At 44.2% G+C, this 22805-nt stretch carries 25 protein-coding genes, 1 tRNA gene and 1 other annotated feature; of the genes, 18 read left to right on the plus strand and 8 right to left on the minus strand.

Annotated features, from left to right (window positions below):
* Position 1 precedes the first annotated feature (1 nt).
* From ACZQK9_RS10390 to ACZQK9_RS10410, 5 genes are all read left to right on the plus strand, one after another.
* Positions 2–1627 carry a metallophosphoesterase gene (locus ACZQK9_RS10390; RefSeq protein ID WP_483270511.1) on the plus strand — a complete coding sequence of 542 codons (1626 nt, stop codon included), beginning with the start codon at positions 2–4 and terminating at the stop codon, positions 1625–1627.
* A 15-nt stretch (positions 1628–1642) separates the two neighbouring features.
* Complete coding sequence (locus ACZQK9_RS10395; protein ID WP_483270512.1) at positions 1643–2422, plus strand: tRNA lysidine(34) synthetase; 780 nt, start codon at positions 1643–1645, stop codon at positions 2420–2422.
* Positions 2423–2526: 104 nt separating this feature from the next.
* Positions 2527–2600 (plus strand) — tRNA-Pro (locus tag ACZQK9_RS10400).
* A 78-nt stretch (positions 2601–2678) separates the two neighbouring features.
* Positions 2679–2858, plus strand: a complete 180-nt coding sequence (locus ACZQK9_RS10405) for a response regulator (RefSeq protein WP_483270513.1) — start codon at positions 2679–2681, stop codon at positions 2856–2858.
* 40 nt (positions 2859–2898) lie between these two features.
* Complete coding sequence (locus ACZQK9_RS10410; protein ID WP_483270514.1) at positions 2899–3900, plus strand: sensor histidine kinase; 1002 nt, start codon at positions 2899–2901, stop codon at positions 3898–3900.
* Positions 3901–3958: 58 nt separating this feature from the next.
* On the opposite strand, the gene ACZQK9_RS10415 is transcribed toward ACZQK9_RS10410, so the two are convergent.
* The 3 genes from ACZQK9_RS10415 to ACZQK9_RS10425 are packed head-to-tail and all read right to left on the minus strand — an operon-like array spanning position 3959 to position 5828.
* Complete coding sequence (locus tag ACZQK9_RS10415; RefSeq protein ID WP_483270515.1) at positions 3959–4594, minus strand: ABC-2 transporter permease; 636 nt, start codon at positions 4592–4594, stop codon at positions 3959–3961.
* Entirely contained in the window at positions 4595–5452 is an 858-nt protein-coding gene (locus ACZQK9_RS10420) for an ABC transporter ATP-binding protein (protein ID WP_483270516.1), read from the minus strand.
* 1 nt (position 5453) lies between these two features.
* Positions 5454–5828, minus strand: coding sequence for a GntR family transcriptional regulator (locus ACZQK9_RS10425; protein ID WP_483270517.1), 375 nt, complete (start codon positions 5826–5828; stop codon positions 5454–5456).
* 178 nt (positions 5829–6006) lie between these two features.
* Between ACZQK9_RS10425 and ACZQK9_RS10430 the strand changes: the two genes are divergently transcribed.
* From ACZQK9_RS10430 to sdaAA, 4 genes are all read left to right on the plus strand, one after another.
* The gene (locus ACZQK9_RS10430) at positions 6007–6687 is read left to right on the plus strand and encodes a polyphosphate polymerase domain-containing protein (RefSeq protein ID WP_483270518.1); all 681 of its coding nucleotides are present in this window, start codon (positions 6007–6009) and stop codon (positions 6685–6687) included.
* A 64-nt stretch (positions 6688–6751) separates the two neighbouring features.
* The gene (locus ACZQK9_RS10435) at positions 6752–7549 is read left to right on the plus strand and encodes a CotH kinase family protein (RefSeq protein WP_483270532.1); all 798 of its coding nucleotides are present in this window, start codon (positions 6752–6754) and stop codon (positions 7547–7549) included.
* Between the two features lie 176 nt (positions 7550–7725).
* On the plus strand, positions 7726–8418 hold the full coding sequence (gene sdaAB, locus ACZQK9_RS10440) for an L-serine ammonia-lyase, iron-sulfur-dependent subunit beta (protein WP_483270519.1): 693 nt from the start codon (positions 7726–7728) through the stop codon (positions 8416–8418).
* Positions 8415–9281: an L-serine ammonia-lyase, iron-sulfur-dependent, subunit alpha gene (gene sdaAA, locus ACZQK9_RS10445; RefSeq protein WP_483270520.1), complete on the plus strand. Its 867-nt coding sequence runs from the start codon at positions 8415–8417 to the stop codon at positions 9279–9281. Before sdaAB ends, sdaAA begins: the two co-directional genes overlap by 4 nt.
* Before the next feature lie 21 nt (positions 9282–9302).
* On the opposite strand, the gene ACZQK9_RS10450 is transcribed toward sdaAA, so the two are convergent.
* Entirely contained in the window at positions 9303–9428 is a 126-nt protein-coding gene (locus ACZQK9_RS10450; RefSeq protein WP_483270521.1) for a hypothetical protein, read from the minus strand.
* Positions 9429–9636: 208 nt separating this feature from the next.
* Positions 9637–10662, minus strand: coding sequence for a lysylphosphatidylglycerol synthase transmembrane domain-containing protein (locus tag ACZQK9_RS10455; protein WP_178017601.1), 1026 nt, complete (start codon positions 10660–10662; stop codon positions 9637–9639).
* 146 nt (positions 10663–10808) lie between these two features.
* Between ACZQK9_RS10455 and ACZQK9_RS10460 the strand changes: the two genes are divergently transcribed.
* Genes ACZQK9_RS10460 through ACZQK9_RS10470 form a run of 3 tightly spaced genes read left to right on the plus strand, consistent with a single transcriptional unit; the run spans position 10809 to position 12191 of the window.
* The gene (locus tag ACZQK9_RS10460; RefSeq protein ID WP_483270522.1) at positions 10809–11276 is read left to right on the plus strand and encodes a spore coat associated protein CotJA; all 468 of its coding nucleotides are present in this window, start codon (positions 10809–10811) and stop codon (positions 11274–11276) included.
* 6 nt (positions 11277–11282) lie between these two features.
* On the plus strand, positions 11283–11549 hold the full coding sequence (locus ACZQK9_RS10465; RefSeq protein WP_178017600.1) for a spore coat protein CotJB: 267 nt from the start codon (positions 11283–11285) through the stop codon (positions 11547–11549).
* Positions 11550–12191, plus strand: coding sequence for a manganese catalase family protein (locus ACZQK9_RS10470; protein WP_021984605.1), 642 nt, complete (start codon positions 11550–11552; stop codon positions 12189–12191).
* Positions 12192–12284: 93 nt separating this feature from the next.
* Here the strand turns inward: ACZQK9_RS10470 and ACZQK9_RS10475 are convergent, their stop codons facing one another.
* Positions 12285–12905 (minus strand): histidine phosphatase family protein, encoded by a 621-nt coding sequence (locus tag ACZQK9_RS10475; protein ID WP_483270523.1) that lies wholly within the window; start codon positions 12903–12905, stop codon positions 12285–12287.
* A gap of 75 nt (positions 12906–12980) precedes the next feature.
* Positions 12981–13655, minus strand: coding sequence for a uracil-DNA glycosylase (gene ung, locus ACZQK9_RS10480; RefSeq protein ID WP_178017598.1), 675 nt, complete (start codon positions 13653–13655; stop codon positions 12981–12983).
* Between the two features lie 206 nt (positions 13656–13861).
* Positions 13862–14140 (plus strand) — a binding site (T-box leader).
* 45 nt (positions 14141–14185) lie between these two features.
* Here ung and ACZQK9_RS10485 point away from each other — a divergent pair.
* The 3 genes from ACZQK9_RS10485 (at position 14186) to ACZQK9_RS10495 (ending at position 18300) form a co-directional block, all read left to right on the plus strand.
* On the plus strand, positions 14186–15856 hold the full coding sequence (locus ACZQK9_RS10485) for a 2-isopropylmalate synthase (protein ID WP_483270524.1): 1671 nt from the start codon (positions 14186–14188) through the stop codon (positions 15854–15856).
* 151 nt (positions 15857–16007) lie between these two features.
* Positions 16008–17102: an HD-GYP domain-containing protein gene (locus tag ACZQK9_RS10490; RefSeq protein WP_178017596.1), complete on the plus strand. Its 1095-nt coding sequence runs from the start codon at positions 16008–16010 to the stop codon at positions 17100–17102.
* Between the two features lie 70 nt (positions 17103–17172).
* On the plus strand, positions 17173–18300 hold the full coding sequence (locus ACZQK9_RS10495) for a hypothetical protein (RefSeq protein ID WP_483270525.1): 1128 nt from the start codon (positions 17173–17175) through the stop codon (positions 18298–18300).
* On the opposite strand, the gene yyaC is transcribed toward ACZQK9_RS10495, so the two are convergent.
* On the minus strand, positions 18282–18863 hold the full coding sequence (yyaC, locus tag ACZQK9_RS10500) for a spore protease YyaC (RefSeq protein WP_483270526.1): 582 nt from the start codon (positions 18861–18863) through the stop codon (positions 18282–18284). The two genes, ACZQK9_RS10495 and yyaC, sit on opposite strands and share 19 nt — an antisense overlap.
* 208 nt (positions 18864–19071) lie before the next feature.
* Here yyaC and ACZQK9_RS10505 point away from each other — a divergent pair, with 208 nt between their 5' ends.
* The 3 genes from ACZQK9_RS10505 to ACZQK9_RS10515 all read left to right on the plus strand — a co-directional run bounded on the left by ACZQK9_RS10505 (position 19072) and on the right by ACZQK9_RS10515 (position 22466).
* Positions 19072–20295 (plus strand): LysM peptidoglycan-binding domain-containing protein, encoded by a 1224-nt coding sequence (locus tag ACZQK9_RS10505; protein WP_483270527.1) that lies wholly within the window; start codon positions 19072–19074, stop codon positions 20293–20295.
* 69 nt (positions 20296–20364) lie between these two features.
* The gene (locus ACZQK9_RS10510; protein ID WP_483270528.1) at positions 20365–21690 is read left to right on the plus strand and encodes a DUF5711 family protein; all 1326 of its coding nucleotides are present in this window, start codon (positions 20365–20367) and stop codon (positions 21688–21690) included.
* Between the two features lie 5 nt (positions 21691–21695).
* Entirely contained in the window at positions 21696–22466 is a 771-nt protein-coding gene (locus ACZQK9_RS10515; protein WP_483270529.1) for a CvpA family protein, read from the plus strand.
* Positions 22467–22805 lie beyond the last annotated feature (339 nt).

The following is a 22805-nucleotide window of genomic DNA, read 5'->3' on the forward strand; positions in this document are numbered from 1 at the left end:
CATGAAATTTGCACATATTGCAGACGTTCATCTTGGAACGAGAAGAGAAACACCATATCTGTATGATGGATTCTTGAATTTTATTGATTATATGGAATTGCATCCAGTGGACATGATCTTTATTACCGGTGATTTGTTTGATCATGTACCAACGAGGGAGGATATTGTATTTGTCGATACACAGCTGGCGCGATTGGATAAGACGGATATTCTTTATGTGACAGGAGAATGTGACTATCTGGGAAAGGAAAGCGTTCTCTGGAATTATGAGTTTGTATCGCGGATGTATCTGCTTGATTGTGAGGATATCCATAATCATGTGCCGGAGGGGGAACGTGCCAAACGCAATTCCTATGCAGAAGGAATCATGGATAGTCTGCATTTTGAAAAATACAATGTAGATATTTATGGCATTTGCCAGTATAGTGCCCGGAATGAGCGAAATGATTTTGACAGTGTGTATGCCAGAAATCTCCGGGCAATCAATATCTTTCTTGGACATGGAGGCAGTGCAAATGTCTGCCCGTTTGAGGTTGAAGATTTCGGAGGAAAACATTTTGGATATATTGGGCTTGGACATAAGCACCAATATCTGGCATTTGAAAAACAGCATGTATATTATCCGGGAAGCTTAGAGCCAATCAATGAGGATGAAACCGGGGAACATGGGTTTATCTATGGATATATTGACAAGCAACTGACAAGTGTAAAATTTGTTCCAATTGCAATGCGACGGTTTGAGGAGAAGAAAGAAGAAAAAACAGAAATTGATTATGAATTGTTGCAGGAACTAAATCAGAAGAATGCTTTTGGAAAACGGTTGCAGGAACTTGAGCAGATGAAGATCAGACAGGCACGGGCGGTAAAGAAAAAATATGCGGATGGTATGCTGGAGAACTTACAGGAGCTGACAGGAAAACAGACATTATCCACATATACGCCGACACAGGTTGCAGAGGCGTGGACAGAGCTGCAGGCGCAATTAAAGGCAGAGCTTCAGTCCCTGCAGCAGGAAATTTATGTAAATGAGCAGGAACAGGCGGAACTAGAAGAGAAACTTCTGGCGTGTCCGGATCAGACGGGCATGACAAATGTGCTGCATGAGGATATCGGAAGGCTGCAATTTAATCTATCAAAGTTAGAGTTTGAAGATCAGCAGGTGGACAAGAAGTACAGCCGTAGACGGATTGGGTTTGTCTTGTGGATCGATACACCGCTTGCAATCGTGTTGGCATTACTTGTGACGATTGGAATGATTGATGTATTCTTTATGCAGGCATGGGATGCATGGTTTCGGCTTGTGACAAGTCTGATTGGATTTGAAATTGTATTTACGGTGCTTGGTTTTTGTGTGTATAATATGACAAAGAAGCTACGGAAGAAGCTATTTGGCACAGAGATTCCGGTGGAGACACATGCGCGGCTGCAAAGTCAGATTCGTCTACTGGAGGGTCAGATTCATGATCTGCAATTGGAAGAAAGTTCAAGATTTTTAGATCAGAAAAATTATGACGAGAATAGCCGTAGGATGAAAGAGGTACAGAAGCAGTATCAGCAGCTGTTGGAACTGTCAGAAGTGATTTTGCTTGTATTGGATGTGAATGCAAACAAGACAGTAAAAGAATAAAAAGTATAAATAGATATGGAATTACAGAAATTATACAGCAAGGTGCGGCAGGCGGTAGATGCTTACCGGATGATTGAAGATGGAGATAAGATTGCAATCGGTATTTCCGGTGGCAAGGACAGTCTGACGCTCCTGTATGCACTGGCTGGAATGCGAAAATTTTATCCGAAGAAATATGACGTCGTGGCGATCACGGTTGATACCGGTGTAGGAGAATATATGGAACGTACCGGGGAAAACGATGCAGATGCCGGGGCTGGTGCACAAGCGAATCGGCAGATACTGGGAATGGATTTCTCTAAGGTGAAAGACTTGTGTGAGTCGCTGCAGGTTCCATATGAGGTTGTCAAAACGCAGATATTTCCGATTTTGATGGAGCGGCAGGAGAAGCGGATGTGTCCGCTCTGTGCGAAGATGAGGAAGGGTGCTTTCAATGAAGCAGCACTTCGACTAGGGTGCAATAAGATTGCATATGCGCATCATAAGGATGATGTTGTGGAGACGTTTCTGATGTCGCAGGTGTTAGAGGGGCGGGTGCATACATTTTCACCGGTGACACATCTCGATGGCACGGAGCTTGATCTGATCCGGCCGCTTGCATATGTGACCGAGGCGGAGGTGCACGGCTTTATGCGACGGTATCAGCTTCCGGTGGTGAAGAATCTGTGTCCGGTGGATGGCGCGACGAAGCGGGAGGCCGCCAAGCAGATGTTAGCGCGGATGGAAGAAGAATTTCCGAAGGCGAAAAGCCGGATGTTCGCGGCAATTCAGAGAGACCATATTGATGGCTGGTAGAATGAAACAGAAAGGTGAAAATTGTAATTTATATGGAATTATGAATTGATTTTTTTTGTCATCTGTGTTATCATGTCAAATGTTGGATTGATTTCCAATTTTATCGGTGCGTGGCTCAGCTTGGTAGAGCGCTGCGTTCGGGACGCAGAGGTCGTGGGTTCGAATCCCGTCGCACCGATTTTTTTGTACCCATTTTTCCCCCAAAAAAACTTGAACAATGAAATGAATGGATTATTTTGATATTGGAGGAACCGGCATGAAATTATTACTTGCAGAAGATGAAGTGGATATGTCCGAGGCGTTGGTCGATATTCTCACCTATCACAAGTATACGGTGGATGCTGTGTTTGATGGGGAAGAAGCGCTTGATTACGCAACAATCGGCGAATATGATGGCATCATCCTGGATATCATGATGTTGAAGATGAAAAAATGACAAACGTCCAAATCTCTTTAACCCGGAGATCAGCGAGGACATGGCGATGGCGGCACGATATTTCCTTGTGCGGTTCGACATGGATGGGAAGATCGTCTATACGGATGTAAATAACATTTCCTCCGTTGACGAAGAGACAGCCAATGCATATGCAAGGGAAGTCTATGCATCCGGAAAGACCTCTGGCAAGAAAGAAGAGTTTCGTTACAGAATGCAGGCATCGAAGGATAGACGCGGCACGAATATTGTATTTCTAAATGTCAGCAGTGACCGGCAATCTATGCTGGCGGTTCTTCTTATATCCAGTCTGATATTTGTCGTTGGTTGGGGCTTGATGTTACTTTTGGTGATCGCGCTTTCCAAGCGTGCGATCCGGCCAATCGCAGAGAATCTGGAGAAGCAGTTTGTCACAGATGCCGGACATGAGATCAAGACACCGCTTGCGATTATTCTCGCGAATACAGAGGCAATGGAACTGCATAACGGTGAGAGTAAATGGAGCAAGAATATTCGCAAACAGACGGAACGCCTGTCGGGGCTGATGAAGAATCTGCTTACGCTGGCTCGTATGGAAGAAGGAACGGCACCGGTTGTGATGGCCGATCTGGATATGAGCAAGCTTACAAAAGAAGTGGCAGATTCGTTTGCGGAATCCGCAAAGCTGAAACAGATTGAACTGCAGACGAAGATTGCTTCGGATATCAAATTACATGCAAACCGCGAGGAGATGACACAGCTTCTTACGATCCTGCTGGACAATGCGATTAAGTATTCCATCGAGCAGGCGGATATTGTGCTTACGCTTGCTAAGCGTGGCAAGGAAGTAATGCTTAGCTGTGAAAATACATGCGGGAAGCTGCCGGATGTGGAAGCAGACCGGCTCTTCGATCGTTTCTACCGCTCGGACGTAGCACGTACGCAGAAGAGCGGTGGCTACGGCATCGGACTTTCCGTAGCCCGCGCAATCGTACAAAACCACAAAGGGAAAATTACTGCTGAGTATAAGGATGGCAATCAGATTGTGTTCATGGTAGAATTATAAGAAGAAAGAGAGGATTTAGTTTGATCCTCTCTTTTTGAAACTATCTTATTACTTCTTGTTATGCTAATTCGGTTTTGCTATATATTTTTATAGACAGGATAGAAGATATTATTAAAAGCAGTGCACTTATGATCAAGCTTCCGAACAGTAAAAGTGCAGAGGGAATATTTGACAAGAATTCTAGGTTTATTCCTTTTTTCATTAATTGGGCAAATCCAACAGGGGTTGCCATGATAAGTACTGTAAAAAACAATTTTGTCTTTTCGTATCCAACTTTGTATTGGATTGGCAGGTAGATGCTTAAACACAGTGACACAAGCAGGAATAGCACAATCGGGACTCTGTAGCTTACGCTTTGAAGTGTTGGAAACAAAAGAGCTTCGATTCCAAAGATCAAACAGCAGGCGAAATAGATCACGATGCAAAAAATATATCTGGACAGCACAATGTTTTTTCTTGAAAATGGCAATGCACACAGTAACGTGGATGCTTTTGAATATTGCGTTTCTTTTAGAGAAACATATTGTAAAAGCATTAAAATCGAGAACACAGTCACTAATACAAATCCGAGTAATCCAGCGAATTCTGGTATACGCCACAACAAAAATACTGGGAACAGGATACAGACTGCAACCATGAGCAGTACATATTTCTTTATGATTAGAAAGTCCTTTTTTACTAATTGAAGTAACATTTAGTTTCCTCCTTTGATATTGCAGAGCATGATATCTTCGATGGATGGCCGTTCGAGCATGCAGTCTGGCATGCGCTTTCTAAGATCATCCGCATATTTGGTAATTGCAGTAAAGCCGAATGGTGTTTTATCAATATTCATCAGCAGTTTTTCGGTATCCGGACATAAATCTGCTATATCGCCTTTTACGATTCTGTAACGATCCAATAAACTGTCTTTATCTTTCTGAAAAACAATATGCCCTTCATCAATCATGATTAACGTATCTGCAATTTTATCCAGATCAGATGTTATGTGTGTCGAAAAGAACACACCGCGTCCACCGTTATCCATAAACTCTTTCAGAATTTCTACCAACTGATTTCGGATAAGTGGATCAAGACCACTGGTTGGCTCGTCCATAATCAGAAATTCTGCTTTATGGGATAAGGCAAGTGCCAGAGCGTATTTCATTCGCATACCCTTTGACAGGGTGCTGATCTTCTGTTTCGGGTTAAGTGAAAACCGCGCAAGATACATGTTATAATCATCGTTACTCCATGATTTGTATGCGGAAGCTATGATGCTTTTCATCTCGGATAAGGTCAATTCCTCATAGAAACCGCCATCATCGAGAACAATTCCAATCCGTTCTTTTATTTCTTTTTCGTTGGAAGACAAATCCATTCCAAACCATTTGATCGTTCCGGATATTTTAGGAACCAGCCCTAAAATAGACTTGAGCGTGGTCGTTTTTCCGGCTCCGTTTTTTCCGATAAAGCCTGTGATGCACCCATCGGGCAATGCAAATGAAATATCTTGCAGAGAAAAGCCCGGATAGCTTTTGTTCAACCCTGTAATCTCTAAAATGTGTTCCATTTTAGTCCTCCTCATATAGAATATTCATCATATCATTTAATTCTTCTTGCGTGATTCCAAGGGATTTTGCAGTCTGTATCATATCCAGCATTTTTTGTTCTACGATTCGTCGTTTCGAATCCCTTAAAAGGTCTATATTTGTAGTAGAAACGAATGTTCCGATACCGACCTGACTATTTACAAATCCTTCTTTTTCCAGATCATCGTAAACCCGTCGTATTGTCAAAATACTTACTTTTAAGTCATTGGCAAATGTTCGAATAGACGGAAGAGCCTCTCCTTCTGCCAGTTCACCTCTTAAAATAGCATCGATAATCTGTTCCTCAATCTGCTGATAAAGCGGAGTATCGGATGTATTTGATATAAGGATTTTCATTTCAAGCCTCCTTAAAGTGTGATGTATGTATATACACACAATACACTATACACACATTTATGTCAATAGATAATATTTCATTTAGATTTTCTAAGGTAAATTTAAGGTAGCCCCCGTATACTCATGATCAGAGCAGGAAATCCTGCAACGATATGAGATAAGATCGGGAGGTGAGACTATGAATTACAGACACGAACGAAAGCATGAGATAACCTATGGCGATATGCTTTGCCTGCGTGGACGCCTGAACGCTGTCGCCCATGCGGATGCACACGGAGATCATGGGAAATACCACATTCGCAGCCTGTATTTCGACAATCTGTACGATAAAGCGTTTATGGAGAAGATTAACGGCGTGAACTGCAGGGAGAAATACCGCCTGCGCTATTACGATGGCGATACATCCGTGATCCATCTGGAGAAGAAATCGAAGATCAATGGACTATCCTGCAAACAGAGTGTGCAGGTGACTGCAGAACAGGTGACGCAGATTCTGCGCGGTGATGTCGCGTGGCTGCAGGAGTCAGAAGAACCACTGCTGCTGGAATTTTACACGAAGCTTGTGAATCAGGAACTGCGACCGAAGACAATCGTTGATTACACGCGGGAAGCGTTTACCTATGCGCCCGGAAATGTGCGGGTGACCGGAAGGAGATTCTACAGATGGTCAGGATATGCAGAGACCGGATGGAGATTCCGCGGGTGGACAGGATATGCAGCCACCGGATGGAGATTTCATAGGTGGACAGGATATGCAGCAACCGGATGGAGATTTTACGGGCGGTCAGAATATGCAGAGACCGGATGGAGATTCTTCGGATGGACAGAAGATGGAACCGCCGACAGGTACGGAGTCTGACGGTCAGAAAATGCAGAAACCGGATGGTGACATGGGCAATAAGCAAGGCGGACCGGGAGGCAGTATGGGAAGTGATGATGTATCGCTCATCTATTCGGATGATGAATATAGCAGTTACAGCAACATCTTCGATAACGCCAAGACAGATATTACAGACGAGGATAAAGAACGTTTGATTGCTTCACTGAAGTCTTTGAACGAGAATTCAGATATCGAGAATGTGGTAAATGTAGATGAGGTGATACGCTACTTCGTCGTACATAATTTCGTCTGCAACTTCGACAGCTATACCGGTTCGATGATCCACAATTACTATCTGTACGAAGAAGATGGACAGCTTTCAATGATTCCGTGGGATTACAATCTCGCCTTTGGCGGATTCTCGGCGGGTGGCGGAGGCAGCGATTCGGCAACACAGATGGTGAACTATCCGATCGATACACCGGTCTCCGGTGGAGCGGTAGATTCCCGCCCGATGCTTGCGTGGATCTTTGCAGATGAGAGCTATACAGAACTGTATCACACGTATTTTGATACATTTATCTCCGAGTATTTTGAAAGCGGATATTTCGAGAATCTGATTACAGAGACGGAGAATCTGATTGCTACTTATGTAGAACAGGATCCGACGAAATTCTGTAGCTACGAAGAGTTCGAGACAGGCGTGGATACGTTGAAATCGTTCTGCCTGCTCCGGGCAGAGAGCATCCGCGGTCAGATAGATGGCACGATTCCGTCCACAAGTGATGGGCAGCAGGAAGATGATTCCGCACTCGTCGATGCCTCTTCTCTTTCCCTTACGGATATGGGAAGTATGGGACACGGCGGCGGTACACCGGGCGGTGGTGAGCGGCCGGATTAAAACTTATAATAGAAAAGTCTGAAATGTAAATTAAAGCAACAATTTAAGTGAATCAACCGGAAAAACTGTGAATGAAAAGACCAGTCGTTTCCGGTTGATTTTTTTAAGTTTCTATTGTATGTTTGACATAATTTGAAGGCAGAAATCTCATAATACAGATGAAAGAGGGTGAAGCAATGAATATATTTGATGTCGTAGGACCTGTGATGGTCGGACCATCGAGCTCCCATACCGCAGGTGCTGTAAAAATAGGATATATCAGCCGGAAGCTGTTGGGCGAACAGCCGGTCTCCGCATGTATTTTATTATATGGGAGCTTTCTGACGACCGGAAAAGGACATGGTACGCGGAAAGCACTTGTGGCAGGTTTGCTTGGAATGCAGCCGGACGATGCGCGGATTCCGCAGGCGCTTACGCTTGCCGAAGAACAGGGCATGCACATCGAATTCGGAGAGGCACAGTTAAAGGAAGCACACCCGAACACGGCGCAGCTTTTTCTGCAGGGACAGGATGGCAGAAGCCTGGAGATCATCGGGCAGTCGCTGGGTGGCTCCCGGATCAACATTGCCGAGATCGATGGAATCGAAACGAATTTCTCCGGTGATTATCCGACGCTTGTCGTACACAATCAGGATCAGCCGGGACACGTGGCGGAGGTAACGTCGATGCTTTCACATAAAGGCGTGAACATTGCTTACATGCAGTTGTACCGCTCCAGCCGTGGCGGAGAGGCAGTTATGGTCGTGGAATGCGATCAGGAGATCCCAAAGGAGGGAATTGACTGGCTGAAAAAAGTCGAGGGTGTGAAGAAGGTCACGTATCTCGGACACGATACGGAAGCTATGGATAAGGGAGGAACTGCAAGATGATAACGTATCATTCGATTCAGGATATATTGGAGCTGTGCGAGAAAGAACAGATGACGTTTGCGCAGGTGATCGAACATGCGGATATGGAAGAACGCGCCGTGACGCAGGAAGCTTCCTATGCGAAGATGCAGAGCATGTATGAGGCGATGCGCCATGCGGATGAAACCTATGATGCGAAGCTTACGTCAGCATCCGGGCTGGTCGGTGGCGATGGCGAGAAACTTCGCGCATACAACGAAGCAGGGAAGAATCTCTGTGGTGACTTCTTAGGTCTGGTGATGGAGAAGGCAATCAAGATGGCAGAGGGAAATGCGTGCATGCGTAGAATCGTTGCGGCACCGACCGCAGGTTCGTGCGGCGTGATTCCGGCGGTGTTCCTGACGGCGCAGGAGAAGCTTGCGTGTTCGGAAGAACAGATGGTGGCAGCGATGTACATTTCCGCAGGGGTAGGCGCCGTGATTGCAGAAAATGCTTCGATCGCCGGGGCGTCCGGTGGCTGTCAGGCGGAGATCGGTTCTGCATCTGCGATGGCAGCGGCAGGGCTATGCTTCCTGCAGGGTGGCACGAATGCAATGATCGCAAATGCGGCTGCGCTGGCGCTTAAAAATATGCTCGGGCTTGCATGTGATCCGGTCTGCGGACTCGTGGAAGTGCCTTGTGTGAAACGGAATGTTGCCGGAGCTGTCAATGCAGTAAGTGCGGCGCAGTTGTCTTTGGCAGGGATTAAGAGTGCGATTCCGGTGGATGAAGTGATCGACGCGATGCGCAGAATCGGAAATGAAATGTCTCCGAACATAAAAGAAACGGGTCAGGGTGGACTTGCAACCACCCCGACCGCGATTCAAATAGGAAAGAGTTTATAATTGTGAAGAAATATTTATTGTTTAAGGCTGTGTGACTGCATAACCCGAAAAGCTTGTAGTCGAATCTGTCTTATTTGCACATCCACCAAGCAGGGCGGTTGCAGGCATCGTTACTGTTACAAGTGGCAAAATGGATTTTTTCTTCATAAAATCACGTCCTTTCAAATTCATTTTGTTTTTGTTTACAATACGAAGTATAGAGGACGAACCTTAAATCAACCTTAGAATTCTGAAATTGTAGGAAAATAATAATCAAATATGCGAAACAGTGTTTCGCCTTTTTCGGGAAATTAGAGAAAAAAATCAAGTGGTGACAATTTGCCACCACTTGTGAAGAAAATCAACCATATTTAACTTACTTCGCATCCTTCTTCCGTACCGCTAGTGCCGGAACCAGTCCGATCACGAAAGGTACGATCCAGGTGAATAACCGGTAGATTACAAGTGCGGCTGCTACGGCATCGCCGTCCGGAATGACACAGGCGAAGAACAACGCGAATACAAAGTCAAGCGTACCGACACCGGATGGTGCCAGCATGACACAGCCAACCATGTTGCAGACGGCAGTAAGTCCCAGACAGGTTGCAACTGTGACAGAATAACTTCCGGCAAAGAAAATTCCCGGAATTGCATACCAGCATGCGAATTTGAAGAAATCCAAACAAACGACAGTCAGAAACAATCGCTTATCTTTCCATACGATGCGCCCTTGTTCCTGCAGATAGTCGATGGAAACCTGCGCTTTATCCAATAGCGGATACAGACGGCTCTTTTGTTTCACAAGCTTTCGAGCCAGCTTCATGATCAGATCGGAGAATTTCTTGGAAACCGTTAATATAAACAAAAACAGACAGATCAATGAAATCACAACAGCCCCGGCAAACATATACCATGCGTATTTGCGGATGCCACTGTGCCCGCTCAGAATCAGAAGGAGAAATGACACAACGCCGAATAAACCAATCGTAATTTTCTGGAATGTATATTGTGCGAGGGACATGCCGGTTGCGGTACTCACGCGGATGCCATGCAGATTATAATAATAAAGCTGTGCGACTCCGGTTCCGCTTCCAAGTGTTGCAATCCGGAAAAATGTACACAGGTATGCACAGGTGATTCCCTGCCATACAGATAAACGATGGTCGCAGGTGTTCGTCATTTCGCTGATGATACAGCCTTCCGCGATGAAATACAGATTTCCAAGCAGCAGACACACAACCAGTTTCCATACAGGAGTTATTTGGATTTCTTCCAACGCTTCCTGCATCAGATTCTGATTTTTATAGCATACAAAAGCAATCAGTGCAAAGATAACCAACCATTTTGCGATGCTTTTTAATACCATTTTCTGATTTTTATCTGACTGATGTGTATCGTCCATTTTGTTCCCCCATTATATGGAAATAAAAGATAATAGCGTTATTTTAGTATGTTTGTCCAATCTTTGCAAGATATATTCCTGTTTTCACATTTTTCTCACAAATACATACAATGAAGTATACAAAAAGAATGTAAGAGGTAACCAGTTTGGATTCTTATAGAAATTATGGCTGCGGCAGAGGCCGTGTCATGAATCCGCGCGGCACAAATAGCTGCTATCCGTGTTCAGGTACCGGTCGCTGTGTGATGCCGGGCGATACGATGTGCCGGAAACCATCCATGCCGGATTGTGGTTGTGGCGATAAATTATCCATGTCAGATTGCGGTTGCGGTAATAAGCCATCCATGTCAGATTGTGGCTGCGGAAATAAACCATCCATGCCGGATTGCGGTTGCAAGGAATTGCCGATGAAATCAGATGGTGGGTGTGCATCCATTCCACGCAGAAATAACTGCAGATGCGGAGATCCAAATGAACATATGCGGCACATGCCGGTTGGTATGGGCTATGTTCCAATGCAAAAATGGGAGGAAATGTATGATCCTGCGACGGCATTGTGTCAGGGTACAGCTTTTCCATCTTTAAATCTGATTTTCTGCGGGAAAAGGGGGTAACGGATCATGAAACCTATGTGTAAAGCAGAGCTTCGACAGTTTATCGATCAGGTTTCCTTTATGATCGATGATATTACCTTATTTTTAGATACACATCCGGACTGCCGGGAAGCAATAGATGCCTACAATCATTTCAAGATGATGCGGTGCGATGCAGTATCTGACTATGTGAAGCAGTATGGTCCGCTCAACCGTTATGATGTGGACACGTGCGATGATTGGAATGCATGGATCGATGGTCCATGGCCTTGGGAAGGAGCGTGTGGTTGTTAAATGTGGATTTATGAAAAGAGACTTCAATGTCCTGTGAATATCAAGGAGACAAATGCGAAGCTGGCACAGGCGATAATTTCACAATATGGCGGCCCTGACGGGGAAATGGGCGCATCCATGCGGTATCTGTCCCAGCGGTATGCCATGCCATACAAAGAGTGTCAGGCAACTCTGACCGATATCGGAACGGAGGAACTCGGCCATCTGGAGATCGTTGCATCTATCATCTACCAGTTGACAAAGAATCTTTCTATGGAAGAAATCAAAGCCTCCGGCTTTGACAAATATTATATCGATCACACGATTGGTATCTGGCCGCAGGCAGCGGGAGGTATTCCGTTTAATGCCTGTGAATTCCAGAGCAAGGGGGATACGATTACCGACCTGTACGAGGATCTGGCGGCTGAACAGAAGGCACGCAGTACCTACGACAACATCCTCCGATTATGTAAGGATTATCCGGATGTCTACGAGCCGATCAAATTCCTGCGTGCACGTGAAGTAGTGCATTTCCAGCGGTTTGGTGAAGCACTTCGCCTGGTGCAGGATAAATTGGATGAGAAGAATTTCTATGCATTCAATCCGGCGTTTGACCGTTCGGCACCTTGCGTGGATAAGAAGAAATGTAATTGTGAGAAATAAGGATTTCTCGGGACTTAAGCCAATATAAAAAGGGACTGCCATGTAATGGGGATGGCAGTCCCTTGATTTCGGGGTACTGTGTGCTTTGAACTTTCACTCCTGCAGTGTATAAAATAACTTCGTCTCATCCACAATCCGATAGTTCCCATCGGTATAATCGACGATCATCACATTGCAGTTTTGCTGTAATCCGCCTGACCAAAAATCTTTGATCCCGTGTTTCTTAATATAAGACATGATTCCTTTGTTGAGGGCACCGTGTGCAACGATCATCACACGCTCGCAGGAATCAGCGAGCGGTTCAATCTTATCCTGCATAAAATCCCCGGCACGCGCGATCAGGTGCGGAAGCGTCTCTGCGTCGTCCGCAGGCACATACAATTCCGGCTGCTTGAAGAAGTAGCGGAAGGTAAGGGATTCGTCCTTGATCAGCTCTGAGAAGTTCTGACCTTCAAAATGTCCGAACGATAATTCGCGCAGCCGGTCATCGGTTTCAATCTCGATGTCGCGTCCATTCCGGATCAGACAAGCTGTTTCATAGGCACGTTTTAGGGGACTGGAAAATATTTTATCAATCCTTGTGTCCATTAATGCCGCACCTGTCAGTCGTGCAACCTCGCGGCCTTTTTCACTTAATTCGATATCCTCACGTCCTTGCAGACGTTTCTCACGATTCCACAGGGTTTCCCCATGCCTTACAATGTATATTTCCATCTATTAATCTCCATTCTATATAGAATTACCACAATTGTAGCTGCATATATAGATTGCAACTACAGAAGCCTGTAGTTAAATATTCTCAATCTGCCAGTCGATTGGAGCGACACCATGTCTCTGCAAAAATTCGTTCGCCTGACTGAAATGCTTACAACCGAAGAATCCACGGTAGGCAGAAAGTGGTGATGGGTGAGGTGCTTTTAAAATCAAATGATTTGGATTATCCAGCATGGCTGCTTTTTTTTGTGCGAAGCTTCCCCACAACAAAAATACGATTGGCTGGTTCTGCTTGTTGACAGCGCGAATTGCCGCGTCTGTAAATTCCTCCCAGCCCATGCCCTGATGGGAGGCAGCCTGATGTGCCCGCACGGTTAAAACCGCATTGAGCAGAAGAACGCCCTGCTTGGCCCATTTGACAAGGTAGCCGTTGTTTGGAATATAACAACCGACATCGTCATGTAATTCCTTATAGATATTGACCAGTGACGGGGGGATATCCACGCCCGGTTTTACAGAGAACGAAAGTCCGTGCGCCTGTCCGGGACCATGATAAGGATCCTGACCGATGATGACACATTTTACATCTTTTAACGGTGTCAGATGAAATGCGTTGAAGATATCATCTCCAGGTGGATAGATTGTGTGGGTGCTGTATTCCTTACCGACAAAATCAAACAGCTTTCGATAATAAGGCTTATCATATTCCGGTGCCAAAACCTTGGCCCAGTCATTTCGGATTGGTGGCATAATACTCTCCTTTGTAAATGCTGCCGGCAGGAAGCAGGCAGTTATCAATCTATGGATTTTCGTTAGTACTAGATTATCACAACTGCCAGAAGAATACCACAGGGAATTTCTCTATATAATAGGAAATATTTTGTAGATATAAATCTTTTCTGCTTATTTGAAAAAAGGTGGTTGACCGCAAAAAGAATCTGTGATAATGTAAGTCTGTAAATACAGAGAAGAGGAATAGTAGGAATCCAAAGGATTTCAGAGAGTCGTTGGCTGGTGTGAAACGATAATCCGAAGATTTTGAACTCGCCTTGGAGTAGCCGATTGAACAGATGTGAGACGAAGCGGTTTGACATAAGTAGATCCGGACGGAGCCTGACCGTTACAGCGGGAAGATATAGGATGCATGCATCTTTGTATCTGTGAGAGCATACGATATGTATGAATTAGAGTGGTACCGCGTAAGAGGTTAGAATGATGAAACTTGCGTCTCTAAGTAGTTGGAGGCACAGGTTTATTTTTTTATGTATGGAGGTAGAAAGATGAAAAATTTTGAGCATTACAAGCGTGGCTATTATATGCCGCCGGCACAGAGTACAGACTGGGTAAACAAAGAGTATATCGATCAGGCACCTGCATGGTGCAGCGTGGATCTTCGTGATGGTAATCAGGCATTGATCATTCCGATGAGTCTGGATGAGAAGCTTGAATTTTTCAAAGAACTGGTACGTGTAGGCTTCAAGGAAATCGAGGTTGGATTTCCGGCAGCTTCAGAGACAGAATACAAGTTCTGTCGTACATTGATTGAGGAGAACCTGATTCCGGATGATGTGACGATTCAGGTCTTGACACAGGCGAGAGAGCATATTATCAAGAAGACATTTGAGGCGATTCAGGGTGCAAAGAATGTTGTTGTGCATCTGTACAATTCTACATCCTATGCACAGAGAACACAGGTATTCAAGAAGTCCAAGGAAGAAATCCTGAAGATTGCAACAGACGGCGCAAAGCTGTTAAATGATATGGCAGATCAGTATGGTGTGAACCACCAGTTTGAGTATTCACCGGAAAGCTTTACCGGAACCGAAGTTGATTACGCATTGGAGGTATGTAATGCGGTAATTGATATCTGGAAGCCAACACCGGAGCGCAAGGTTATTATCAATCTTCCTGCAACCGTTGAGATGTCATTGCCACATGTTTACGCAAGCCAGATTGAGTACATGAGCAAGAATCTGCATGACCGTGATAATGTTGTGCTTTCTCTTCACCCACACAACGACCGTGGCTGTGGTGTCGCAGATGCAGAACTTGGTATCCTGGCTGGCGCTGACCGTATTGAGGGTACACTGTTTGGAAATGGTGAGCGTACCGGAAATGTTGATATTATCACACTTGCTATGAATATGTTCACACACGGCGTTGATCCAAAGTTGGATCTGTCTGATATTCCACACTTGACAGAGGTTTATGAGAGACTGACAAGAATGCATGTATACGAGCGTTCTCCATATACAGGTCAGTTGGTATTTGCAGCGTTCTCCGGTTCGCATCAGGATGCGATTGCCAAGGGCATGAAGTATCGTGAGAATGATCCGGATGGTATGTGGACAGTTCCGTATCTGCCGTTAAATCCGGAAGATGTCGGAAGAAAATACGACGGCGATGTCATCCGTATTAACAGCCAGTCCGGAAAGGGCGGCATCGGATTTTTGCTCGAGCAGAAGTATGGCTTTAACCTGCCACCGAAGATGCGTGAGGATCTTGGCTATACAGTTAAAGACGTATCGGATCATCAGCATAAGGAGCTTTCTCCAAAGGAAGTACTGGATATCTTCCAGAATGAATATGTAAACCGCGAGGATACGGTCAAGCTTGTAGAGTGTCATTTCAAGCAGATTGACGGTATTCAGGCAGAGCTTACCATCCTCGTAAATGGTGAGAAGAAGGTATATCACGGACAGGGAAATGGACGTCTTGATGCGATCAGTAACGCGATTATGAAGCATTTCAATATTAAGTTTGCACTTGTTACATACGAAGAGCATGCATTGCAGGTAGGTTCGGATTCACAGGCGTGTGCGTATGTAGGATTGGAAGTGGAAGGCGTGAATGGTATTGTCTGGGGCGCAGGCATCAAGTCGGACATTATTGATGCATCTGCATATGCTCTGCTCAGTGCGTTGAATCGTTCAAACCATATGAACAAATAGATATTTGAATATAATATACCATGTTGTTTCTTCTTGTTTTATCTGACAGTTTGTGCTAAAATAATCTAAATGTTGTGTTGTATTGTGCCGATAACACAGTTAACAACATGTGCAGAAAAATGCGTAGTAAACGAGCAGGAGGAGTAACACCATGATATTTGTGAAGTCGGAAGACTTGAAATATGGTATGCGTCTGGCAAAACCAATCTACAATAAGACTGGTGTTTTGTTGTATGAGCGTAATACAAGACTGACACTTCAGGGTATCGAGAGTGTAAAGAACTTCGGACTGCTTGGACTTTATATTCTGGAACCGGCGGAACCGGTGCCACCGATGTCAGAGGAAGATCTGGACTTTGAACGTTTTCAGACGATGGCAGTGTTCAGTATCCGGGAAGAACTGGATAATATCATTGCTGGCAGAGAACCAGTGAATCTGAAGCGTCTGGCAAATGCAATCATCACGAACTATGGACGTTTGGATCACAAGATTACATTTACACAGAATCTCCGTTCCACAACGGATTATGTGTATAAGCATGTGATCAACACGGCGATTTTGTGTGCACTGATTTCGGCACAGGCGTATTACACACCGACGGAGCAGGAAGAACTGGTATTGGCAGCGTTGTTGCATGATATCGGAAAGCTGTTATTGCCGAACAAGGTGCGTGAAAAATATGATGATTACGATACGAATGATCTGATTATTGTTAAGAAAATCCAAAACGATGGTCTGGGACTGCTCAGACCGGAGATCGGAATTGACAGTGGTGTCCGTAGAATTGTAGCCCAGATTCATCGCATGGAATATGGAAACAGCAATCTGGAACAGGGCAAGATTTTAAAGAGCACAAAGATTTTGAAAGTTGCGAATCTGTTTGATACAATGACCTGTATGAAGATCAGCGAGGAAGCGATATCGGAGATTGCAGCAATCAAATATCTGTTATTGAATAAAGACGAGTTTGACGAGGAGATAGTTGGTGCACTTATCAAGAGTATTAACATCCTGACACCAGGTGTCTGCATCGAACTTACAAACCGTGAGAAGGGACTTGTCATATCGGAGAATCCGCAGAATATTCTGCGTCCGGTTGTTTTAGGCTTCTCGACGAATAAAATTTATGATTTGAGTAATAATGGTGTATATCGGCGTTACCAGATTGTTGATATAATGAAGACTATGGATAATCGTATCAAGGTTGACCGGGAGCGATTGGAAGAGTACATGAATAAGCGATGATTGGAAGCAATTGTCGCTTGTTCCATTTATAGAGAAAAAACATCCAAATCCGAACGAGGAGGTATGCAAGATGGCAGAAAATATATTTAATGAAAAACAGGATTATATCGTTGCAGCACGGGACGAGGTTATAAAACGGGATGAATATGCGGCTAATATTGATCGCATGAAACAGCAACAGAAGAAGCTGTCAAGAAGCATTGCTTCAGAAGAAAGATCCATTGCGGATGAGATTGCGACGACAATCAAGAAGCGGAGGCAGGAGATTCAGTCAACTTACGATGACCGGCTTGATGATAACCGTGCACGGAAAAAGAAAGTGGCAAACAAACGCGACAAGAAAAAAGAAGAACGCATGGATAAGCGCTATCACGAGGAGACGAAAAGTCTGCGGGAAAGCGATAAGGATCTTAAGGTTGAGATGCAGACATTGCTGCGGAAATATAAGCTTCCGTCCTTCTGTGGGAAGAAGTTGTATTTTGCGCTGTTTTATGCGCGGAATGTGCGCGAGTTTGGCTTGAAACTTCTGGCATTTATAATCGGGTTTGGTGGTATTCCGGGACTTGTGACATTTCTGGTGAAAAAGCTTGTGCTCGATACCAAGAAAGATATCAATGTTGCATTCTGGTGTGCACTGGTTGTGGCAGGAACACTGATTCTTTTATTGTTGATATATTTTGCAATTTACAGTAAGACAAAACTCAAACATATGGATGCGATGACACAGGCGCGGAGTATCCGCGACAAGATGATTGCGAATAAGAAGCAGGCGAATGCAATCCGTCATTCCATCAACAAAGATCACGATGACAGTCAGTATAATCTGGATGCATACGATGAGAAGATGGATAATCTTGACGCGGAGGCAGATGCCATTGGTAAGGAAAAACAGGAGGCTCTTCGTACATTTGAGGAAGAGACGACATCCATGATTACAGAAGAGATCAACAACCGCAGACTTCCGGCGTTAGAAGCGATGAAGGAAGAAAAGGCAAACATGGAAAATGAAGTCACTGCGGAGGAAAAACGCTTCTCGGATCAGACGCTTTTGATCGCGAATAAATACGCCGCTATTCTTGGTGAGGATTTGTGTCGGCAGGACAAGCTGGAAGATTTGATTACAATCATGCAGGAGGGACAGGCGGACACTGTTTCGGAAGCAATCGCGGTCTACAAAGGTCAGAAAGCATCCAGATAACGAATCGAATATTTGAGTGCGTTCGCAATGCAGTCTGCGAGCTGCATGACGGTGTACAGACGGGTGGATTGCAGAAGCCCCGGATGTCCACCAGACACATTTACAATGCCGGTAATGGAGAGATCTCCGATTGCCGGCAATTTCTTTTTTACGCCCTTGCCGGGCAGGATAGGACCATCGTTGATTGTGACAAGTCCGACGTGGGAGCTGCTTCCGAGCGACGCATCGACAGCGATAACAAAGGGATTTTCATAATTGTTTCGGATATCGTGCAGGGCATCGCGGATATTCAGGGCATGGACGGGAGCGGACAGACATCCCATCACATGGAAGGTTTCACTGTAATTTAAAAGCTGTTCTCCGACGAGTGGACCAAGACAGTCGCCTGTGGCACGATCGGTTCCGATACATAAAATAATTGGCGTATATTGTTCAATCTCTACATCCTGCAGATATTCCAGAATACATTTTCCAAGCTCGATATGGGCATATCCCTGAGCAACATCAAAATATTGAATCCCATTTCTGCGTTCCGCTACTTCCTTCATAAACACCTCAGCCACGTTTGCTCCTTCTATACTCTATGCAGAAAGTATTAACAAGTTGTTAGAAAAATAAACAAAGCTGCAATCTGTTTCCTTTTCTGTCGCAGAATACATGTTGTTGAAATAAGTTGCGGTGGAAAGCCGGATACAGGCGACAGGTTTCGAAGCACAGAAAAAGGTGTTGATGCTATATTCTATAAAACAAAGTATGGAGGCGTAGCATAGCATGATTGAAGTTATCTATGACAAGGAAAAGGAAAAAGACAAGCAGGAATCAAACGAAAAAAATGAGCACGAGGTAAGCGTGAACCTGCGCCTGCCGAAAAACATAAGACAGATTGGTTCTCCAGACGGACATAAGCGAATTTATATGGAAGACTATGTTGTTACATATTTGAATTATATTGCAAGGCCGGGCAGCACGCAGGCACGAGGGGCGATTCTGCTCGGCGAAAGCAAGAAATCGGATGCTGGAGATGTGATATTCATCAGTGGTGCGGTCGATGCACAGAATATCGAGTTTGATATGGATGAAAGCGAATTTACACAGGAGGCATGGACAACTATCTATGATCAGGTAAAACAGTTCTTCCCCGGGCTTTCCGTGATGGGATGGTTTTTGTCGCGCATGGGTTTCTCGACAGCCATCAATGACAAAATCGAGAAAATGCATGTGGAGAATTTCCCTGGAAAGGATAAGGTATTGTTTATCACCGATTCGCTGGAGTCGGAGGATGCCTTTTATATGTATGAACACGGACAACTGGTGAAGCAGAAGGGGTACTATATTTACTATGAGAAGAATGAAGCGATGCAAAACTACATTATGAAGCAAAAGGGGGATGCCCCCTTGGAACAGTCCGAAATTCAGAGAAAAGACGAAGAAATCGTGCGGCAATTTCGACGCAAAAACAAAGATCTGCCGGAAAACAAAGATACCGGAGTCGGATTTGTGTATATTGCAAGTTCTTTTGTCGTACTCGCACTCCTGGCGATGGGAATCACAATTGTGAGTAATTATGATAAGATGAAACAGATGGAGGTATCCATCAACCGGCTGGAGGTAACAGCGGATACAACGGTGGACTCCGATTATGTAGAGGCAATGGCAACGACAGAGCTGCCGGCCGCAACGGGAAATGATGCAGAGACAAGCACAGGGACGACGGAAACACTACCGGCTGATATGGTGCAGCCAGGCAGTGAAGCTGCAACAGAACAATCGTCGGAAGCTGTCACAACGGAACATATAACGACAGAGGCTGCTTTACCTGCATCTGCGGAGCAGGATCAGTATTATATCATTCAGGAGGGGGATTCACTTAGTTCGATTGCTTTCGTGCGCTATGGCGATGCGGATCTGGCATCAAAAATCGCAGAGGCAAATGGAATAGGAATCGATGACAACATCTTTGTTGGTCAGAAAATACTCCTACCAAACATTGAGTAAATGTGATATACTTTATTGAATTATGGAGTTATATTTCAGATAGATGAGAGTAGAGCACGAGGGATTGCTATGAGAAAAAAGAAACAGAACACAGAAGAAAAAATTATCGATGTCGGTGGTTCGGAGATCGCAGGAAGACGAAATGCAGAGCAGTTGGATACCAAACGGAAAAAACATCAGGTATGGAAGTTAGGCATTCTGATTGCAATTATAATAGCAGCAGTTGTCTATGTGATTGGAACACGCTGGGAGTATAAAGGCTATAAAGTGGTAGAAAGTAATCAGACCGATTATTCGAATACGGCAAGCTATATCCGGTTCAGTGATAACCTGCTCAAATATACCCCGGATGGTGTTTCGTATATTAATGCAAAGGGCGAGACGGTATGGACAACAGGAATCAATATGAAAGTTCCGATTGCGGTTGCCAGTGGTGATTATGCGGTAGTTGCAGATATGAACGGAAATACCATCTGTGTATTTAACACATCCGGAGAAGTGAGCAGTCAGACGATGCAGTATCCGATTTGTGATATTGATGTCAGTGATCAGGGCGCTTTTGCGGTTGTTCTGGAAAGCGACAAGACGAATTATGTGAATCTGTATACCCGCAAGGGAGAAATCGTATATGAGATTCAGACCAGTATTGATAAAAGTGGCTATCCTCTGGATATTTCTATTTCTGATAATGGAGAGAAATTATTTACAAGTTATATGAATGTCGGAAATATGGTAATGCAAAATACACTTGCAGCTTATAACTTTGGAGAGGTTGGACAGAATAGTAATGCGGACCGGCTTGTTGGAAGCAATACATTTACGGATCAGATATTTTCAAAGGTGCAGTTTGTTGACAACGATACGGTTGTAGCATTTGGTACGAAAACGATTCATATCTATGCCATGAAGGAAACACCGACATTGAAAAAAAGGATTGCATTTGAAAATGAAATCCGAAGCATCTTTTATGGCGATGATTACATAGGAGTGATTCAGAAGAATTCGAATGAATCGGAAAATAATCTTTATACGATCCGCGTTTTTAATCTGCGGGGAAAGGAACTTTTTGCAAAGTCCATATCCTTTGATTATGACAATATTTTTGCAGGCAAGAATGAAGTGATCATAACAGGAGGAAATGACTGTGCGATTTTCCGTAAAAATGGTGCTGTAAAGTTCCAGGGAAAATTAAAGAATAAGATTCGGAGCGTAGTACCAAGTGGAAAGCATTTGGAATATGTTGTTGTATATGAGAATGAGACTCAGGTGATTAAGTTGAAAAATGTATTACCTGAGGGAACGCAGAAGACTACCGGAACAAAATCAGAGCCTGTGACGGCGACGCCTGCAAATGCTGCAACATCCGGAGATGCACAAAAAGGACAAGGTAGATAAGTAATATGGTATATGTAGTAATACTTGCAATTTTGACAGGTATGTTAATAGGATTCCAGAGAGGATTTCTGCGATCAGTGTTTAAGCTTCTGATCACAATCCTCTCTGTTGTGCTGTCATACGTTCTGGCACCATTGATTGCAAATTGGGTGATATCATACACGACACTGGATGATAACCTGCAAAAGTCGATTGCAACGCAGATAGAAAATTCAGCGAGACAGCAGATTACAAGTCAGCTCGAAGCAACCGTAGGGCAATATGGAATTACAGTGACGGACGATATGGTCAATGCGGCTCTTGATACACAGTTAAGTGAAAATCAGCAGGCAGATATGCTGTATCGGATTTCAATGCCGGAAAATGCACGGGAGACAATTTTACAAAATGCCACAACGGATGCAGCAAATTATGCAGCCCGTTCGTTTTATCAATATGTAGCAGGCTGCCTAGCAAAGATGCTTGTGCGGGCAGGAACCTATGTGGTAACGTTTCTGATTGTCAGTATTCTTTTATTTATAATATATCTGTTGCTGTCGTTTGCACTCCGGATGGCGTCGCTTGGAGGCATGAACCGGGTGATGGGCGCCTTGTTTGGCGGAGCGCAGATGCTGGTATATATATGGATGTTTTTTATTGTTTTGCATTACATAGTTGGAACTTCTGCCGGTGACTTTTTAACGGGACAGATACAGAATAATGTTGTATTATCATTTATAGACGAACATAATCTATTACAGCCACTTGCAGATCGTATGATTGCGAAAATATTCTAAATTGAGAGGAAAAATATCATAGAAAGCTGCCTTTAGAAAAAAATGTAAAAAAATGAAAAATAGGGTTGACTTTCAGATTTCAGAGTGATATTATAAGCAAGCTGTCGCTGATAAGACAGCAAAAAACACTATTCGACATCACGATATGCCGTCGAAAAAGTCAAAAGAAATTAAAAAAAGTTCTTGACAAAGACGAAATAAAGTGATATCCTATAGAAGTTGTCGCTAAGAACGACAGATATGAACCTTTGACAAATTAATAACATGTTAACCCTGAAAATTTCTTTAAGATATTTTCAAGGATTTATACAAATCCTATTTCATTCATCAGAATGGAAA

This window comes from Wujia sp. (genome assembly GCF_056872695.1).

Bases quoted from the DNA above. Each gene is read 5' to 3' on its own strand.
- ACZQK9_RS10455 (WP_178017601.1), bottom strand. From the start codon at position 10,662: ATGGACGATACACATCAGTCAGATAAAAATCAGAAAATGGTATTAAAA.
- ACZQK9_RS10490 (WP_178017596.1), top strand. From the start codon at position 16,008: ATGATATTTGTGAAGTCGGAAGACTTGAAATATGGTATGCGTCTGGCA.
- ACZQK9_RS10390 (WP_483270511.1), top strand. From the start codon at position 2: ATGAAATTTGCACATATTGCAGACGTTCATCTTGGAACGAGAAGAGAA.
- ACZQK9_RS10395 (WP_483270512.1), top strand. From the start codon at position 1,643: ATGGAATTACAGAAATTATACAGCAAGGTGCGGCAGGCGGTAGATGCT.
- ACZQK9_RS10485 (WP_483270524.1), top strand. From the start codon at position 14,186: ATGAAAAATTTTGAGCATTACAAGCGTGGCTATTATATGCCGCCGGCA.
- ACZQK9_RS10410 (WP_483270514.1), top strand. From the start codon at position 2,899: ATGGCGATGGCGGCACGATATTTCCTTGTGCGGTTCGACATGGATGGG.
- ung (WP_178017598.1), bottom strand. From the start codon at position 13,655: ATGCCACCAATCCGAAATGACTGGGCCAAGGTTTTGGCACCGGAATAT.
- ACZQK9_RS10515 (WP_483270529.1), top strand. From the start codon at position 21,696: ATGGTATATGTAGTAATACTTGCAATTTTGACAGGTATGTTAATAGGA.
- ACZQK9_RS10465 (WP_178017600.1), top strand. From the start codon at position 11,283: ATGAAACCTATGTGTAAAGCAGAGCTTCGACAGTTTATCGATCAGGTT.
- ACZQK9_RS10510 (WP_483270528.1), top strand. From the start codon at position 20,365: ATGAGAAAAAAGAAACAGAACACAGAAGAAAAAATTATCGATGTCGGT.
- ACZQK9_RS10405 (WP_483270513.1), top strand. From the start codon at position 2,679: ATGAAATTATTACTTGCAGAAGATGAAGTGGATATGTCCGAGGCGTTG.
- ACZQK9_RS10430 (WP_483270518.1), top strand. From the start codon at position 6,007: ATGAATTACAGACACGAACGAAAGCATGAGATAACCTATGGCGATATG.
- ACZQK9_RS10495 (WP_483270525.1), top strand. From the start codon at position 17,173: ATGGCAGAAAATATATTTAATGAAAAACAGGATTATATCGTTGCAGCA.
- ACZQK9_RS10420 (WP_483270516.1), bottom strand. From the start codon at position 5,452: ATGGAACACATTTTAGAGATTACAGGGTTGAACAAAAGCTATCCGGGC.
- ACZQK9_RS10415 (WP_483270515.1), bottom strand. From the start codon at position 4,594: ATGTTACTTCAATTAGTAAAAAAGGACTTTCTAATCATAAAGAAATAT.
- ACZQK9_RS10435 (WP_483270532.1), top strand. From the start codon at position 6,752: ATGGGAAGTGATGATGTATCGCTCATCTATTCGGATGATGAATATAGC.
- ACZQK9_RS10470 (WP_021984605.1), top strand. From the start codon at position 11,550: ATGTGGATTTATGAAAAGAGACTTCAATGTCCTGTGAATATCAAGGAG.
- ACZQK9_RS10475 (WP_483270523.1), bottom strand. From the start codon at position 12,905: ATGGAAATATACATTGTAAGGCATGGGGAAACCCTGTGGAATCGTGAG.
- sdaAA (WP_483270520.1), top strand. From the start codon at position 8,415: ATGATAACGTATCATTCGATTCAGGATATATTGGAGCTGTGCGAGAAA.
- ACZQK9_RS10425 (WP_483270517.1), bottom strand. From the start codon at position 5,828: ATGAAAATCCTTATATCAAATACATCCGATACTCCGCTTTATCAGCAG.
- ACZQK9_RS10450 (WP_483270521.1), bottom strand. From the start codon at position 9,428: ATGAAGAAAAAATCCATTTTGCCACTTGTAACAGTAACGATGCCTGCA.
- ACZQK9_RS10505 (WP_483270527.1), top strand. From the start codon at position 19,072: ATGATTGAAGTTATCTATGACAAGGAAAAGGAAAAAGACAAGCAGGAA.
- sdaAB (WP_483270519.1), top strand. From the start codon at position 7,726: ATGAATATATTTGATGTCGTAGGACCTGTGATGGTCGGACCATCGAGC.